The following is a 15,799-nucleotide window of genomic DNA, read 5'->3' on the forward strand; positions in this document are numbered from 1 at the left end:
CAAGCCAGCTTAACCGCTGGCTTTTTTACGGCTGGTCTTCACAACGTACTTTACGTAAAAAGTCACTTAGCGAGCGATCTGCCGATTCACGAAAATGCCTGTCGAGCAGCGTGATCTTCAGACAGCGATCAACGCGAAAGCAGCGATAATCGTCACGCTTCTCGCACCAGGCAACCAGAAGCCAGTGCTCGCCCCAGAAAAATAATCCCAGCGGCTGAACGTCGCGCCAGGAGAGGTTCCCGGACTCATCTCGATAATGCAGCGCCAGCGTCTGCTGCGCCGAAACCGCGCGATGTATGAGATCGAAGGCACTGCGTGAATGCGGCTGATTACCAAAATCTGGCGCAAAAATCCGCGTTTGCTCGGCCCTGCGGCGACTCTCTGGCGGCAATATCGCCAGCACTTTTTCCTGCGCGGACTCCAGTGCCTGTGAAAGTGAATCCCCGCCCCATGTTTTCAGCAACCGAATCGCGACCATCAATGCTTCTGATTCGTGATGCGTTAACATCAACGGTGGCAGATCAAACCCGGCCATTAAGCGGTATCCGCTGCCCACTTCGCCTTCAATGGGCACGCCGGATAAAGAGAGATCGCGGATATCGCGATAAATCGTCCGTTCAGAAACGTCAAGACGTTCTGCCAGCAGCGCCGCCGTTGTCACTCGCCTGCCACGCAGGATTTGTACAATCTGAAACAAACGGTCGGCGCGTCTACTCATTTTAATCCTCTGGCCTGAAAATATTACGCGGGTTGATGTAAACCAACACGATTGCCTTCACTGTCAGTAAATAGCGCAATCGTACCAATGTCCGGCCCCAGTTCGAGCGGGCCAAACACGCATTGACCGCGAGCGGTGGCGACGCGTTCAAGCGTGGCAGCCAAATTGTCCGTATGCAGATAAATAATAGCGCCCTGCGCTGAAGGCGAAATACCGTCAAATTTAGCCAACGCCCCGCCAGGAGCAGGATCCTGATGCGGGAATACGGCCAGCTCGGCGCAGTCCATATTCTCCCGACGCAAAGAAACCTGCATCACTGGCTCATAAAAAGCGATGGCGCGCTCCATTTGTGCCACGGGAATTTCAAACCAGTTAATTACGTTGTTCATACTTCCTCCTGCCTGTGTGGGTAATCTCAGAAGGACTATAAGACAGGGCTACTGACAGCATACTGTCAGTAGTGTGGCGACAGAAAAAGATAATGCTCAGTCGCTAAAGCACAAGCAAAAAAAATCCCGACCTTGCGATCGGGATTCCAGTTCTTACGCTTCACACGCTCTGCGTCGCTTAAGGCAGAATCGACGGTTGATCCGCCCCTTCTTTCTCGACCTTCTGCTGCAGCATATGCTCACGCTTCATACCCAGCTTCAGCGCCAGCGCCGATGCCACGTAGATAGAAGACGCGGTACCGATGGAAACACCGATAAGCATGGTCAGCGAGAAGCCTTCCAGTACCGGACCACCGAACAGGAAAAGCATCAGAATAACCATCAACGTCGTACCGGACGTAATCAACGTACGGTGCAGCGTCTGCGTCAATGACACGTTAAAGATTTCGTAAGGCGTACCGCGACGAATTTTGCGGAAGTTTTCACGAATACGGTCAGAGACGACGATACTGTCGTTCAGCGAGTAACCGATTACCGACATCAGCGATGCGACGATAGTCAGGTCAATCTCGATATGGAACAACGACAGGATCCCAAGTGTGATGATTACGTCGTGCGCCAGCGCGATAACTACCCCTGCAGCCAGTCGCCACTCAAAGCGGAAACCGACGTACACCAGGATTGAGATCAGCGCCGCCATCAGCGCCATCGCACCGGTTTGCGCCAGGTCTGCACCCACGCTCGGCCCCACGAATTCAATTCGCTTCACCGCAGCGTTTTGGTTGGTGGATTCGTTAATCACACTCAACACTTTGCTACCCAGCACCTGACCGCCGTCTGCGCCTTCAGTTGGCGGCATACGCACCATAATGTCGTGGCTGCTGCCGAAGTTTTGCAGAAGCGGATCAACAAAGCCCGCTTTCTCCAGCGCATCGCGCATCACGTCCATTTCAGCTGGTTTTTCCAGCGTGATTTCAATGACCGTACCACCGGTGAAATCGAGACCCCAGTTAAAGCCGCGCACGCCCATAATCACGATGGCCGCGATCAGCAGAAAACCTGAAATGCCGAAAGCCCAGTAGTCCCAGCGCATAAAGTCCCAGACTTTACGGCCGTGGTTCAATTGTTCAACAGTATATTCCTGTGCCACTTCGCACTCCTCAGATTGACAGCTTTTTGACGCGCTTGCCGCCATACAACAGGTTTACGATGGCACGTGTACCGACAATTGCGGTAAACATCGACGTCGCTACCCCAATACCGGTAGTAATCGCGAACCCTTTAATTGCCCCGGTGCCGACTGCGTACAGGATAATGACCTTAATCAGCGTCGTAATGTTCGCATCGAAGATGGAGCTAAATGCGCCCGCATAACCTTCATTGATGGCCTGCTGCACCGAACGACCGTTACTCAACTCTTCTTTGATACGTTCGTTGATCAGTACGTTAGCATCGACCGCGACGGCAAGGGTTAAGACGATCCCCGCAATCCCCGGCATACTCAGCGTAGCTCCCGGCAACAGCGACATAATGCCGACAATCAGCACCAGGTTAGCGATCAGCGCGCTGGTCGCAATCAGGCCGAACTTCTTATAGAAGAAGATCATGAACAGGATAGACACCACCAGACCGGCCAGACAGGCTTCCAGACCCTGTTTGATGTTCTGCATACCCAGGGTTGGGCCGATGGTACGTTCTTCAACAATCTGAATCGGCGCGATCAACGCACCGGCACGTAACAGCAGAGAAAGCTGACGCGCTTCGTTCGGGTTGTTGATACCGGTGATACGGAAGCTGTTACCCAGACGAGACTGGATGTTGGCGATGTTAATCACCTCTTCCTGTTTCACCAGCACAGCGCGACCGTTGGCATCTTTTTTACCGCTGTCTTTGTACTCCACAAACAGGGTCGCCATCGGCTTACCGATGTTGTCCTTGGTGAAGTTGGACATGATGTTACCACCCGCGCTATCCAGCGAGATGTTAACCTGCGGCTGATTGTATTCGTCCTGGCTGGAAGTGGAATCGGTGATATGGTCACCAGTCAGGATCACGCGTTTGTACAGCACAACCGGCTGACCTTCACGAGACTGTTTCACTTCCGAATCACCCGGCACGCGCCCGGATGCCGCGGCAGACTGGTCAACGTTGGTGTTTACCAGACGGAATTCCAGCGTCGCGGTTGCGCCCAGAATTTCTTTCGCGCGCGCGGTATCCTGAATACCCGGCAGTTCGACGACAATACGGTCAGCGCCCTGACGTTGTACCACCGGCTCAGCAACACCCAACTGGTTCACACGATTACGCAGAATATTGATGTTCTGCTGTACCGCGTATTCACGGGCTTCACTCAGGCGCGCATCGGTCATCACCGCACGCAGAGCATTGCTGCCCTGGCTGGAAATAACCAGATCCTGGTGACGCTTGCTCAGATAAGAGATAGCTTCATCACGGGCGCTGCTGTCACGGAAGGTGATGCTCAGGCCGTAGTTATCTTCTTTACGAACGGTAGTATAAGGAATGCCTTTTTCACGCAGATCGCTGCGCAGGCTATCGATATTTTGTTCCTGCAACTTACTCAGCGCGGTGTCCATATCCACTTCCATCAGGAAGTGAACGCCGCCACGCAGGTCAAGACCGAGTTTCATCGGTTCTGCGTGAATGGCTGCCAGCCAGCGCGGGGTTGCCGGAGCAAGGTTAAGCGCCACGACGTATTGATCGCCCAGCACGCCCATCAGCACTTCACGTGCGCGCAGTTGGGTATCAGTGGAGTCGAAGCGCGCAAGAATAGCACCCTCTTCCAGAGCCACAGACTTAGGTGTGATTTTATCTTCTTGTAACGTTTTCTGGACCTGGATCAGCGTTTGCTCACTGGCGGCGGCACCGCGCACGCCAGTGATTTGAACAGCCGGATCCTCACCATACAGGTTGGGAAGTGCGTAAAGCAGGCCGACGACAATCACGACGACCAGCATAATGTACTTCCACAAAGGATAACGGTTTAACACGGCAGTTCCCTTTGGGAAAACAATAAATTACAGCGCCTTCATGGTGCCTTTCGGCAGAACGGCAGCTACGAAATCACGTTTAATAACCACTTCAGTGGTATCGTTCAGCGCAATAGCGATGTAGCCAGATTCTGCTACTTTGGTCACGCGACCCACCAGACCACCGTTAGTCAGCACTTCATCGCCTTTCGCAATGGAGTTCATCAGATTTTTGTGTTCTTTGGTACGCTTTTGTTGCGGACGCAGGATCATAAAGTAGAAAATCAGACCAAACACCACCAGCATCAGAATCAGAGACATCGGGCTGCCCTGCGCCGGAGCACCTGTTGCCGCTACCGCATCAGAAATAAAAAAGCTCATTCAAATTCCCTCATTATTAAAATTAATCAACGTTCACAGGTGGAACTGGTCGCCCCTGACGTTGGTAAAAATCGGTCACGAAGCTCTCTAATTTACCCTCTTCAATAGCCTTGCGTAAACCCGCCATCAAACGCTGGTAGTAGCGAAGGTTATGAATCGTGTTGAGACGCGCGCCCAATATTTCGTTGCAACGGTCGAGATGATGCAAGTAAGCGCGCGAATAATTGCGACAGGTGTAGCAATCACACTCAGCATCGAGCGGACTGGTGTCGCTTTTATGTTTCGCGTTACGAATTTTTACCACGCCGTCAGTCACAAACAAATGACCATTACGGGCATTTCGCGTTGGCATCACGCAGTCAAACATATCGATACCGCGACGTACGCCTTCAACCAGATCTTCTGGTTTGCCGACGCCCATCAGGTAACGCGGTTTATCTGCCGGAATCTGTGGGCAAACATGCTCCAGAATGCGGTGCATATCTTCCTTCGGCTCACCGACAGCCAAACCGCCGACAGCGTAGCCATCAAAGCCGATATCTACCAGACCTTTGACAGAGATATCACGTAAATCTTCGTAAACGCTGCCCTGAATGATGCCAAAAAGCGCATTTTTGTTGCCGAGACTGTCAAAACGGTCGCGACTGCGCTTCGCCCAACGCAGAGACATCTCCATTGAGCGTTTAGCATAGTCCCAGTCGGCCGGGTACGGTGTACATTCGTCGAAGATCATCACGATATCGGAACCGAGATCGTATTGAATCTCCATTGACTTCTCAGGATCGAGGAAAATCGGATCGCCGTTGATCGGGTTGCGGAAATGCACGCCCTGCTCGGTGATCTTGCGGATATCGCCCAGACTGAAAACCTGGAAGCCGCCGGAATCGGTAAGGATTGGCCCTTTCCACTGCATGAAATCGTGCAGATCGCCGTGCAGCTTCATGATTTCCTGACCCGGGCGTAGCCACAGGTGGAAAGTGTTGCCGAGAATGATCTGCGCGCCGGTGGCTTCAACTTCTTCCGGCGTCATGCCTTTTACGGTGCCGTAAGTACCGACCGGCATAAATGCAGGTGTTTCCACTACGCCACGATCAAAAACCAGGCGGCCGCGACGCGCGCGACCGTCTGTGGTGTCCAGTTCAAATTTCATCTTAACTCCTGCGTCAGAAAAACAGTCCGACGTTAAATACTCATGCCGGAAATTTATTCCCCGACACGCTCAGAAATAGCCTGCGGATTGTACGTGATAAACATCGCATCTCCGTAACTAAAAAAGCGATATTCCGCTTTTACCGCTTCGTGGTAGGCGTGCATGGTGTTTTTATAACCAGCAAACGCAGAAACCAGCATGATCAGCGTCGATTCCGGCAGGTGGAAGTTGGTGACCAGGGCATCAATCACCTGGTATTTATAGCCTGGATAAATAAATATCTGCGTATCGCCGAAGAACGGCGCAATGAGATCGTTTTTTGCAGCCTGCGCCGCGCTTTCCAGTGAGCGAACGGACGTTGTGCCCACGGCTATCACGCGGTTGCCACGCGCCTTCGCCGCCAGCACCGCGTCAACCACATCCTGCGGCACTTCCGCATATTCGGAGTGCATAATGTGGTCTTCGATAGTGTCTACGCGCACCGGCTGGAAGGTACCCGCGCCGACGTGCAACGTAACGAACGCCATTTCAATGCCTTTATCGCGCAGTTTCGCCAGCAGCGGCTCGTCAAAGTGCAGCCCCGCGGTCGGCGCAGCGACGGCACCCGGTTTTTCGCTATACACGGTCTGGTACAGCTCGCGGTCGGCGTCTTCGTCCGGGCGGTCAATATACGGCGGCAACGGCATATGGCCGATGGCATTGAGGATATCAAGCACGCTGCGTTCATCGTCAAACGCCACTTCAAACAGCGCGTCGTGACGGGCAACCATCGTCGCTTTAATACTTTCATCGTCGCCCAACAGCAGCTCGGCACCCGGCTTCGGCGCTTTCGAGGCGCGAATGTGTGCCAAAATACGCTTGTCATCCAGCATGCGTTCGACCAGCACTTCAATCTTACCGCCGCTGGCTTTACGGCCAAACAGACGCGCAGGTATGACGCGGGTGTTGTTAAAGACCAGCAAATCGCCAGGGTTGAGCTTATCGAGCAAATCGGTGAAAGTACCGTGCGTCAGCGCGCCCGTCGGCCCGTCCAAAGACAGCAAGCGGCAGCTACTGCGCTCAGCTTGCGGATAGTGGGCAATCAGGGATTCGGGTAGTTCAAAGGTGAAATCGGTAACGCGCATGACACTGACTCAGACTAAAATAAGAGGCGGGTAGTCTAGTGCCGGGGCGTTCTCCCTGCAACCTTTACCCCTCTGGATAAACGTTTAACTATGAATTTTCTTGCACATTTGCATCTCGCTCATCTTGCCGACAGCTCGCTTTCCGGCAATCTGCTGGCCGATTTTGTCCGGGGTAATCCGGAAACGCATTTTTCGCCTGAGGTGGTGGAAGGCATCTTCATGCACCGTCGTATCGACGTGATGACCGATAACCTGCCGCAGGTGCGTGAAGCCAAAGAGTGGTTTCGTAGCGAAACGCGCCGCGTCGCGCCAATTACGCTGGACGTGATGTGGGATCACTTTCTGTCGCGCCACTGGGCGGAAATCTCCCCAGACTTCCCGCTGGTAGACTTTGTGCGCTATGCCCGCACCCAGGTGACCACAATTTTGCCGGAATCGCCGCCGCGCTTTATTAACTTAAACAACTATATATGGTCAGAAAAATGGCTTGAGCGCTATCGTGACATGGATTTTATCCAGAACGTCCTGAACGGCATGGCCAGCCGCCGTCCGCGTCTCGATGCCCTGCGCGCCTCATGGTATGACCTGGATACGCATTATGATGCGTTAGAAGAACGTTTCTGGCAGTTTTATCCGCAGATGATGGAACAGGCGCAGCGTAAAACCCTTTGATTGCAGCCCGCATAACGCGCCGGATAAGCCTTAGCCACCATCCGGTAAAAGATTGATAGACAAAACCTGTCTCATTGATTGCCAGCGCCTCTTTGTCTTATTCACGAACACTCTCTATACTGGCCCGCGTTGCGTTCCAAAAACCCCTTAACATTGCAGGAGAATTATATGGTACTGGTAACTCGTCAGGCTCCGGATTTCACAGCAGCTGCGGTACTGGGTAGCGGTGAGATCGTTGAAAACTTCAACTTCAAACAGCATACCAACGGTAAAACCACCGTTCTGTTCTTCTGGCCGATGGACTTCACTTTCGTTTGCCCGTCTGAACTGATCGCATTCGACAAACGTTACGAAGAATTCCAGAAGCGCGGCGTTGAAGTTGTTGGCGTTTCTTTCGACTCTGAATTTGTCCACAACGCATGGCGTAACACCCCTGTCGACAAAGGCGGCATCGGTGCGGTGAAATACGCAATGGTTGCTGACATCAAACGCGAAATCCAGAAAGCCTACGGCATCGAGCACCCGGAAGCGGGCGTTGCTCTGCGTGGTTCTTTCCTGATCGACGCTAACGGCGTTGTTCGTCACCAGGTGGTTAACGATCTGCCGCTGGGTCGTAACATCGACGAAATGCTGCGCATGGTTGACGCGCTGCAGTTCCACGAAGAGCACGGCGACGTTTGCCCGGCGCAGTGGGAAAAAGGTAAAGAAGGTATGAACGCGTCTCCGGACGGCGTGGCAAAATACCTGACCGAGAACGTTTCCAGCCTGTAATTGGCATGAATCGACAAAAGGCCCGCAATGCGGGCCTTTTTTATGGGTTTATGTCGGATTACCCTTTTTCACTTCACGCCAGATTCGCCACGCCATCAGCGCCAGTACGGCGACGCCAAGGATTAACGCCCCCCACACCAACAGCGTTTTCCACTGGCTTTGTTGCTCAGCGACTGACGTTGCCGTCAGCCGACCCTCACCGCCCAGAGTAACCCGTTCATCCTCCAATGCCTGCGGCATTTTGTCAGGATCGTTGTGCTTACGTAACGCCTCCGGGATCAGCATCGCCAGACTGATGCTCGCGGGTTCCGCCGCTTTGTTACCCCATGCCAGGATAAACGGGCTTTGGCCTTGCGCGTTAAAAATCACTTTATAGCTGTCGCGCTCCCCTCTCAGTACGGGTAAGGTGGCGGGTAAACGCGCCTGAAGCGTCGTCATCCGGACCGCCTCGACTAACTCACCGGAGAGTGGAATATCATCCGAATGCTGATTTTCCAGATTGTAGAGAACCGTTCGGGTTAAAGGCTGCCAGGCGTCTTTTTCTCCCTTGCGCCATTCAAGTTCAACCGGCAATACGCCTTCGTAATCCAGTGAAATCTTTAATGAAGTCAACGGTTGCGGCCTGGACCAGCGCCAAATCGCCTGGTTTTCGGCAATTCTCTCCGCTTCAGCATCCATCGAAACAGGCCGGGTAAGCGGAGGCTCCTCACGGGTTATCGCACTCACGCCGGTCAGATTTAAAGCAGGGCTTTGCGAATCAAGAATCAGCAACAGCCATGGGACACCACCAGCGGACATGCGCAAATCATCGACGCCTAAGGTGTCCATTTTCAATCGGTCGTCGCTATGCGTCAGATCCATCAGCGGCGCATTTCCTGTAATCAACCTCCAGTCACGTAAATCTCGGCTGTAATAAAGCGATGCCGTTCCCTGCCAGTTTTTCGCAGGCGCATCCCAGTTTAAACGCAACTGGGACAGCGATGGCGTCTCTTTGACATCGTCTGGCAAGGCGATTAAATAACTCTGCCCGATGGATTGCAGGTTTTCACTTTCGAAGCGAATTTCGATGCCATTTTTAGCACGAAGCAGGACCGCGGGTCTTTCATCATCTTGCTTTGGCGTCACCTGTTGCACCGTAGAATCAAACGGAAAAAGGCGCAGAGGAATCGTTCTCGGGGACGTTGCCTGCGTTTTTTCTGCCAGCAGAGTGAAAGGCACTACCTCGCCCTGACGGTTGAACACCCGGATATCACGTAAATCCGGCCAGACTGCCTCATGGTACACCGCCAAAGGCAGAGGCAGGCTATACCATTGCTCTGACCCCGGCGTTAAGAGCTTCATGCCGTTCGCGTAGTCTGCTGGCGCATCCGTAGCCGTATTACTGCCCCACGCCGCGCCGATTGCTCCTAACAGAGCACTCCAGAGAACCGCTTTAATCCATTTCATTTTTCTTCTCCAGCTTTGGGCGGTAAGGGTGAAAAATACCCGATAATCAGCACCAGAATGGCGACGCCAATAAACGCGACCGCGCGCGCCAGGCCGCCGCCTCCCGCGCTGTCCACCAGCATCAGTTTAATAATGACTATCCCCAGCAAAACGGCTCCACACAGCCATTCCTGCCGCGAGCGACGCCGGGTTGCCTGCAGCATCACCACCAATGCCGTTAGCATCCAGAACAGAGCAAAACAGGTTTGAATCAACCGCGAATCCCACAGGGCGTGTACATTCCACGCAACTTCACCATACCAGGACAACGCGCGCAGCAACAAACCATTAAGCCACCAAAAGCCGAGCACCATCAGCGCCACAACCGGCCATGGGCGGCACACCGAAAGCTGCACCGGGAAATAGCGTTCAGACGCGCGATAAAACACGATCAACCCTAGCAGGGCAAAAGCTGCGCCCTCTTCCAGCGGGTTGAGCAACGGCAGATACGTCTGACGATAAACCACGCCATCCTGTAAATTCGTCAACACGAGCAGACCGATCAGCACCAGCGCAACGGGAACCATCGCCTGCACAGAATATAAGGCTGGCCAGATACGAAATGGCCAGAGCTTGCGCTGAACAGCTTGATAAACCAGGAAAATCAGCAACCCGCCAGCCGCCATCATCAGGCCGCTTCCCCACGCGGCCCTCCCCCACGGTAGCGCCTGTGCGAACCAGAACAGCTCAACCGCCAGCGCCAGTACAATCATCCAGAAGAATGACAAATGCGCCAGCCGGGAAAGCGTTGGCGGTAATATCTGTGCGTCACGCCAGAGCAGCGCAACTGCAACAATTAGCGCCGCGCACCAGGCCAGATTCGGCCAGCCCGCAGCAAAAATCTGCTGCCAGGAGATCTGATACATCAGCATCACCAGCATCGTCGGCCATAACAGCCATTTACTGGCATCAAGCTCCCGCCATGCCAGGCGACCAGCAATCGTACGCCAGCCCCAGACCGATACCGCCATTAATGCCAACACGCCAGACAGCACCCACCGCTCCTGCTTCAGGACGAGCTGCGATACCGCAACGAGGGCAGTAATCCAGAAAAGCAAACCGCCAGCGAGTAGCCCCCAACTGCCCTGCATCCGAATGCTGCGCCATAGCCATGCGGCAGCCAGCCAACTGAGGCTAAGCACGGCAAATATCAGCATCACTGAGAGCGCAGTTGTGCCGTTCGCCAGCGCCCATAGCGCGCTGCCCACGGCCAGCACGAGCAGCGCCGTACCGCTATAACTCATGCGTCGCTGCTGCTGTTGGATACCCAGCCAGAGGATCCCAAGTCCCTCCAGCGACCAGGCCATCGCCGTCCAACGGGCTGAAAGCGCCAACGGGATAGCCAGGGTAGTAAATGCGCCGCCAAGCGCCAGGGCAGCCAATACCAGCGGTCTCCCCGGCAAAGACGAACGCCGCAACGCCAGCGTCGCTAACACCAGATAGAAACCACCGTAGCCTAGTGCGCTCAGCGCCGGACCATATGCCATATGCCGCGTAATGGCGTACTGCATGCCAAAACCTACCAGCGGAGGGGCAAACAGCAGCACGCCATCAATAATCTGCTTGCCTTTTTCCTGCGCACGAAGCGACAGCGCCACGCTCAGCACGCCAAAAATAAGGGTGTTGGCGATCAGGAACAATTGGCAGCTCAGGTAATACTCAGGTCGATAGTCCTCCAGCCCCCACAAACCGCCAACGCCAAAGGTAAACAGCAGGCCGAGCAGATTCAGCTCCCGCCAGTGCTGCCAGATGCTAATGGCGAGAATGCCGACCGAGAGCAGAAGATAGAAAGAGAAAAGTGCGACATGACTGCCGCCGCCGGAGGAAAGCAGCAGCGGCGCGAGATAGCCGCCAAGGCTTGCCAGCATCGCCAGGCTGAGTGCCTTTTGCAAAATAGCCAGACCCACGCTCGCCGCGCAAATCGCCACCAGCAGCGCAAATGCCAGCGTCATTGGCAGCATTTGCCACAGCCGGAACGCGCCAAAGACGGTGAGATAGAGTGCTCCCGTGGCCCCGCCCTGTAAGATCAGCGCATAGACCGGTTGCTTATGCCGCAACCGCCAGCCCAGCGCCAACAGGACAATAGCAAACAGCGCGGCCGCCACCAGGCGCAGCTCAAGCGGAAACAGAGAATGTTCGACGGTGTAACGCAGCAGAAAAGAAAGTCCCAGGAACAGGAGCAATATACCGAGCTTTGCCAACGGGTTGCCCTGCATAAACCAGCGCACCAGCGATGATATCACCCCGCCAAAAGCAGAAGGCCGCTGGGCGTTGGGCGTGGAGACCGTCGCTTTATCCGGCTTTTGCTGTGAAGACCACGGGTTAACGGGTTCAGGCGTCGGCTCAGCGTCAGGTTCCGGCGCCACGCTGCTCATCGCAGGCGTTGGCGCATCGGCGGCAGCCTGTGCCACAGACTCTGACGCCACACCGCGCAGCTCAAGTTCCTCTACCCGACGGCGCAAGGCCGCCAGCTCAGAACGTACCGCCGCACTGCGTCTGTATGCCACGATCGCGAGACCAGGAACCACGACCAACGCGAAGAATAAAACAATGCAGCCAAGGGTTAGCAGCTCATCCATGTTTCCACCTTCACTGTGTAAAGACAGACCAGAATGACACAAATTGTTGCAGCTGTGCCATATCTGTTAACACTATGACCCGCTTTTCAGAAAAGCCAATCAGCCCCTGCGTTTGGCCAGGGGCTGTGATGAGAGATTAAAACGCAAAACAGGAACAACCCAGCGCGCCCCAGAAAGCCCTGTCATCTGACACCGGAATCCCCGACTTACGCGCGATGTCATGCTGATGACCGTGTACGCCGCAGCTACCGCAGCACTGGTGCATCTGTACCATTGCGCCAATTTTCGCCGCAGCAGGCGGCGCTGAGCGATAGTGCCCCGGCACCTTCACCACCGGCGACCAGTCCGGCACAACCGGAATGGCTTGCGGTGCCAGCGGCGTGAAATGCCCGGCTGCGTACACGACTTTACCATCGACAATAGTCATCACCGACTCGATGCCTTTGATCTCTTCTTCCGGCACGCTGAAATAGTCTTTAGACAGCACCACCAGGTCGGCCAGTTGATCTTTCTCGATACGCCCTTTCTTACCCTGTTCGCTGGAGAACCAGGCGCTACCGGCCGTCCACAGTTCCAGCGCCACATCGCGCGGCAGGCGATTGTTATCATCATACATCGCCATACCACCAACGGTACGGCCAGAAACCAGCCAGTACAGCGCGGTCCACGGGTTATAGCTGGCCACGCGGGTGGCGTCAGTCCCCAGCCCTACCGGAACATCAGCCGCCAGCATTTTCGCCACCGGCGGCGTATGCTTGACCGCGTCTTTGCCATAGCGATCGACAAAATACTCCCCCTGGAACGCCATTCGGTGCTGAACCGCTATCCCGCCGCCCAACGCTTTGACGCGCTCGATATTGCGTTCGGTAATCGTTTCGGCGTGATCGAAGAACCAGTGCAGGCCATTGAACGGGATATCGCGATTCACCTTCTCGAACACATCCAGCATGCGGCTGATGGATTCATCATAGGTGGCATGCAGACGGAACGGCCAGCGATGCTCCACCAGGTGGCGAACCACGCGTTCCAGTTCTTCTTCCATACCTTCCGGCAGATCCGGACGTGGTTGCAGGAAATCTTCAAAATCAGCGGCCGAGAAGACCAACATTTCCCCTGCGCCATTAGCACGGTAGAAATCGGTGCCCTGTCCGGGCTTGAGCATATCGGTCCAGCGTTCAAAGTCCTCCAGCTCCTGCTTAGGACGCTGAGTAAACAAGTTGTAGGCGATGCGCACCGTCATCTGCTTGTTGGCGTGCAACTGCTCAATGATCTCGTAATCTTCCGGGTAGTTCTGAAAGCCGCCGCCCGCATCAATGGCGCTGGTCAGTCCCAGACGGTTCAGCTCGCGCATAAACTGGCGGGTCGAATTGACCTGCATTTCCAGCGGCAGCTTTGGCCCTTTCGCCAGCGTCGAATAAAGGATCATGGCGTTGGGTTTGGCGATCAGCATTCCGGTCGGGTTGCCGTTGCTATCACGCACAATCTCACCGCCTGCCGGATCCGGCGTCGCTTTGGTGTAGCCCACGGCTTTCAGCGCCGCGCGATTCAGCAACGCCCTGTCGTACAGATGCAGAACAAATACCGGGGTATCTGGCGCGGCTTCATTCAGTTCTTCCAGAGTCGGCATGCGCCGTTCGGCAAACTGGAATTCGCTCCAGCCGCCTACCACGCGCACCCATTGCGGCGACGGCGTTCTGTCAGCCTGCTCTTTGAGCATGCGTAGTGCATCCGCCAGCGACGGTACGCCTTCCCAACGCAGTTCCAGGTTGTAATTCAGACCACCGCGAATCAGGTGCAGGTGTGAATCATTTAAGCCGGGGATCACCGTATGTCCTTGCAGATCGACAATCTGCGTTCCTTCGGCGGCAAAGCTCATGATCCGGTCGTGGTTACCGGTCGCCAGGATCTTCCCGTTGGCGATCGCGACCGCCTCGACCTGTGGGCTTTGTCTGTCGAGAGTATGAATTTTTCCGTGAGTCAGAATCAGTGTGGCAGTTTGCGACATAACAATCTCCTGAGAAACCGGTCAGGCTTTTTTCAGCCATCCGGCAAACAGACGGGTTACGATGGGCATCCAGAACCAGACCACCAGCGCAACCACACACGCATCATTGATAAGATGCAGGAGTAACGAGCCCTTCATTGCAGGCAGCACAATGCCGGTCAACCACGGCACCAGGTTAGTGCTGGGAAAAATCACCAGCAGAGTTATCAGGAACTGTTTCCAGCGCCTGGGCTGGCGTACATGGGGCGCGGGCGGCGTAAACCAGAACGCCGCTTCGGTACGAATTTCGGTTTTGTCACCTTCTGCCAGCAGCGGAGCTATCTCTTCCACCAGCACACGGCGCGTATCGGACTGGGTCCAGTTGTACAGATGCTCCAGCGTGTCGAAGCGGATAATAATGTTCCACAGATTCTCGCCCTCCGCAGGGCGAATCACATTCGCCCCGAGATGACCGGGAAACTCGGCCGCCACCGGCATGATTTTCCCCAGCCACTGCTCATACCGCCGCGCCTGCTCAGGCTGCAGGGTATGGGTAATCACCAACGTCACATGTTTGTTCTGCGCCATGAAGGGTTCCTTGTTGAGAGGAAACAGACCGCTTAGGCCAGGAAAGCAATACACAAAATCATTCATGGTGCATCGAGGCGGCAAGGTTGTGGATCCCCGGAAACTTACATCAGTAAGTGACCGGGGTGCGCAAGCGAAGCGATCAAAGATGCAGCATGAAGGATAAAGTGTATTTAGGCTTTACGTTCCGGCGCGCCATGCACCATGGTATAGGCGTAATCCACGCCCATACCGTAGGCGCCGCTATGTTCGCGCACCAAATCCATTACGGCGTCGTAGGTTTCTTTGCGGGACCAGTCACGCTGGTACTCAAGAAGAACCTGTTGCCAGGTTACGGGGACTGCGCCCGCCTGCACCATCCGGTCAATAGAACGCTCGTGGGCATCCACAGACGTGCCGCCGGACGTGTCGGTAACCACATACACTTCATAACCCGCTTCCAGCGCCATCAGCGCCGGGAAGGTCAGGCAGACTTCGGTCCACAGCGCGGAGATAATCAATTTTTTGCGCCCGGTCGCTTCCACGGCTTTCACAAACGCCGCATCTTCCCAGGAGTTCATAGACATGCGTTCAATAGGCTTCACATCGGGGTGAACCGCTAACAATTCCGGCCAGATATAGCCGCTAAAACTTTTTGTTTCCACAGAGGTATAAATCACTGGAACATTAAATATCTTGCCGGCTTTCGCTAATGCCACGGTATTATTTTTCAAAGTCTGGCGATCAATATTTGCCACACCAAATGACATTTGCGGCTGATGATCAATAAAAATCAGCGTAGAGTTTTGAGGGTCAATCAGTTCCCGAATAGACATAACACACCTTCTTAATCAATAAGTTAAAAGGCAACGGTCTGTATCTGCCGTCAGCAGCAGGATCCTGAATCAGAAAGCTTGTTGAGTATAGCGGGAAATTTCTAACGAGTTATTAAAGAAAACTAACCATCCTGTGAAACTATTAATTCTGTGTTG

14 protein-coding genes are annotated in these 15,799 nt (G+C 54.6%); 2 read left to right on the forward strand and 12 right to left on the reverse strand.

The features are described from left to right. Window positions 1–25: 25 nt before the first annotated feature. From ICA20_RS18445 to queA, 7 genes are all read right to left on the reverse strand, one after another. Entirely contained in the window at window positions 26–718 is a 693-nt protein-coding gene (locus tag ICA20_RS18445) for a YafY family protein (protein WP_038638197.1), read from the reverse strand. 23 nt (window positions 719–741) lie between these two features. After that, the gene (locus ICA20_RS18450; protein WP_038638193.1) at window positions 742–1,107 is read right to left on the reverse strand and encodes a VOC family protein; all 366 of its coding nucleotides are present in this window, start codon (window positions 1,105–1,107) and stop codon (window positions 742–744) included. A gap of 178 nt (window positions 1,108–1,285) precedes the next feature. Next, the gene (secF, locus tag ICA20_RS18455) at window positions 1,286–2,257 is read right to left on the reverse strand and encodes a protein translocase subunit SecF (protein WP_038638190.1); all 972 of its coding nucleotides are present in this window, start codon (window positions 2,255–2,257) and stop codon (window positions 1,286–1,288) included. Between the two features lie 10 nt (window positions 2,258–2,267). Next, window positions 2,268–4,115: a protein translocase subunit SecD gene (secD, locus tag ICA20_RS18460; RefSeq protein ID WP_071888113.1), complete on the reverse strand. Its 1,848-nt coding sequence runs from the start codon at window positions 4,113–4,115 to the stop codon at window positions 2,268–2,270. A gap of 27 nt (window positions 4,116–4,142) precedes the next feature. Further along, complete coding sequence (gene yajC / locus ICA20_RS18465) at window positions 4,143–4,475, reverse strand: preprotein translocase subunit YajC (protein WP_003021544.1); 333 nt, start codon at window positions 4,473–4,475, stop codon at window positions 4,143–4,145. Between the two features lie 22 nt (window positions 4,476–4,497). Beyond that, window positions 4,498–5,625, reverse strand: coding sequence for a tRNA guanosine(34) transglycosylase Tgt (tgt, locus tag ICA20_RS18470; protein WP_003021535.1), 1,128 nt, complete (start codon window positions 5,623–5,625; stop codon window positions 4,498–4,500). Window positions 5,626–5,678: 53 nt separating this feature from the next. Then, the gene (gene queA / locus ICA20_RS18475; protein WP_038638182.1) at window positions 5,679–6,749 is read right to left on the reverse strand and encodes a tRNA preQ1(34) S-adenosylmethionine ribosyltransferase-isomerase QueA; all 1,071 of its coding nucleotides are present in this window, start codon (window positions 6,747–6,749) and stop codon (window positions 5,679–5,681) included. 90 nt (window positions 6,750–6,839) lie between these two features. Here queA and acpH point away from each other — a divergent pair, with 90 nt between their 5' ends. Then, window positions 6,840–7,421, forward strand: coding sequence for an ACP phosphodiesterase (acpH, locus tag ICA20_RS18480; protein ID WP_038638179.1), 582 nt, complete (start codon window positions 6,840–6,842; stop codon window positions 7,419–7,421). 168 nt (window positions 7,422–7,589) lie between these two features. Continuing rightward, window positions 7,590–8,192 carry a peroxiredoxin gene (locus ICA20_RS18485; protein WP_003021524.1) on the forward strand — a complete coding sequence of 201 codons (603 nt, stop codon included), beginning with the start codon at window positions 7,590–7,592 and terminating at the stop codon, window positions 8,190–8,192. Between the two features lie 48 nt (window positions 8,193–8,240). Here ICA20_RS18485 and ICA20_RS18490 read toward each other — a convergent pair whose 3' ends face one another. The 5 genes from ICA20_RS18490 to ICA20_RS18510 all read right to left on the reverse strand — a co-directional run bounded on the left by ICA20_RS18490 (window position 8,241) and on the right by ICA20_RS18510 (window position 15,643). Beyond that, window positions 8,241–9,638 carry a DUF3999 domain-containing protein gene (locus ICA20_RS18490; RefSeq protein ID WP_038638177.1) on the reverse strand — a complete coding sequence of 466 codons (1,398 nt, stop codon included), beginning with the start codon at window positions 9,636–9,638 and terminating at the stop codon, window positions 8,241–8,243. Next, entirely contained in the window at window positions 9,635–12,256 is a 2,622-nt protein-coding gene (locus ICA20_RS18495; RefSeq protein WP_038638174.1) for a DUF2339 domain-containing protein, read from the reverse strand. Before ICA20_RS18495 ends, ICA20_RS18490 begins: the two co-directional genes overlap by 4 nt. A gap of 136 nt (window positions 12,257–12,392) precedes the next feature. Beyond that, on the reverse strand, window positions 12,393–14,261 hold the full coding sequence (locus ICA20_RS18500) for an amidohydrolase (RefSeq protein ID WP_038638171.1): 1,869 nt from the start codon (window positions 14,259–14,261) through the stop codon (window positions 12,393–12,395). A 21-nt stretch (window positions 14,262–14,282) separates the two neighbouring features. Continuing rightward, window positions 14,283–14,828 carry an antibiotic biosynthesis monooxygenase gene (locus ICA20_RS18505; protein WP_038638169.1) on the reverse strand — a complete coding sequence of 182 codons (546 nt, stop codon included), beginning with the start codon at window positions 14,826–14,828 and terminating at the stop codon, window positions 14,283–14,285. Between the two features lie 173 nt (window positions 14,829–15,001). Continuing rightward, window positions 15,002–15,643 carry a hydrolase gene (locus tag ICA20_RS18510; protein ID WP_038638165.1) on the reverse strand — a complete coding sequence of 214 codons (642 nt, stop codon included), beginning with the start codon at window positions 15,641–15,643 and terminating at the stop codon, window positions 15,002–15,004. Window positions 15,644–15,799 lie beyond the last annotated feature (156 nt).

Source organism: Citrobacter sp. C5_2, from assembly GCF_014596845.2.
GTDB classification, from domain to species: domain Bacteria; phylum Pseudomonadota; class Gammaproteobacteria; order Enterobacterales; family Enterobacteriaceae; genus Citrobacter; species Citrobacter werkmanii.

Coding starts and splice junctions, on each gene's coding strand:
- ICA20_RS18445 (WP_038638197.1), bottom strand. CDS start 718: ATGAGTAGACGCGCCGACCGTTTGTTTCAGATTGTACAAATCCTGCGT.
- ICA20_RS18450 (WP_038638193.1), bottom strand. CDS start 1,107: ATGAACAACGTAATTAACTGGTTTGAAATTCCCGTGGCACAAATGGAG.
- yajC (WP_003021544.1), bottom strand. CDS start 4,475: ATGAGCTTTTTTATTTCTGATGCGGTAGCGGCAACAGGTGCTCCGGCG.
- tgt (WP_003021535.1), bottom strand. CDS start 5,625: ATGAAATTTGAACTGGACACCACAGACGGTCGCGCGCGTCGCGGCCGC.
- queA (WP_038638182.1), bottom strand. CDS start 6,749: ATGCGCGTTACCGATTTCACCTTTGAACTACCCGAATCCCTGATTGCC.
- acpH (WP_038638179.1), top strand. CDS start 6,840: ATGAATTTTCTTGCACATTTGCATCTCGCTCATCTTGCCGACAGCTCG.
- ICA20_RS18485 (WP_003021524.1), top strand. CDS start 7,590: ATGGTACTGGTAACTCGTCAGGCTCCGGATTTCACAGCAGCTGCGGTA.
- ICA20_RS18490 (WP_038638177.1), bottom strand. CDS start 9,638: ATGAAATGGATTAAAGCGGTTCTCTGGAGTGCTCTGTTAGGAGCAATC.
- ICA20_RS18495 (WP_038638174.1), bottom strand. CDS start 12,256: ATGGATGAGCTGCTAACCCTTGGCTGCATTGTTTTATTCTTCGCGTTG.
- ICA20_RS18500 (WP_038638171.1), bottom strand. CDS start 14,261: ATGTCGCAAACTGCCACACTGATTCTGACTCACGGAAAAATTCATACT.
- ICA20_RS18505 (WP_038638169.1), bottom strand. CDS start 14,828: ATGGCGCAGAACAAACATGTGACGTTGGTGATTACCCATACCCTGCAG.
- ICA20_RS18510 (WP_038638165.1), bottom strand. CDS start 15,643: ATGTCTATTCGGGAACTGATTGACCCTCAAAACTCTACGCTGATTTTT.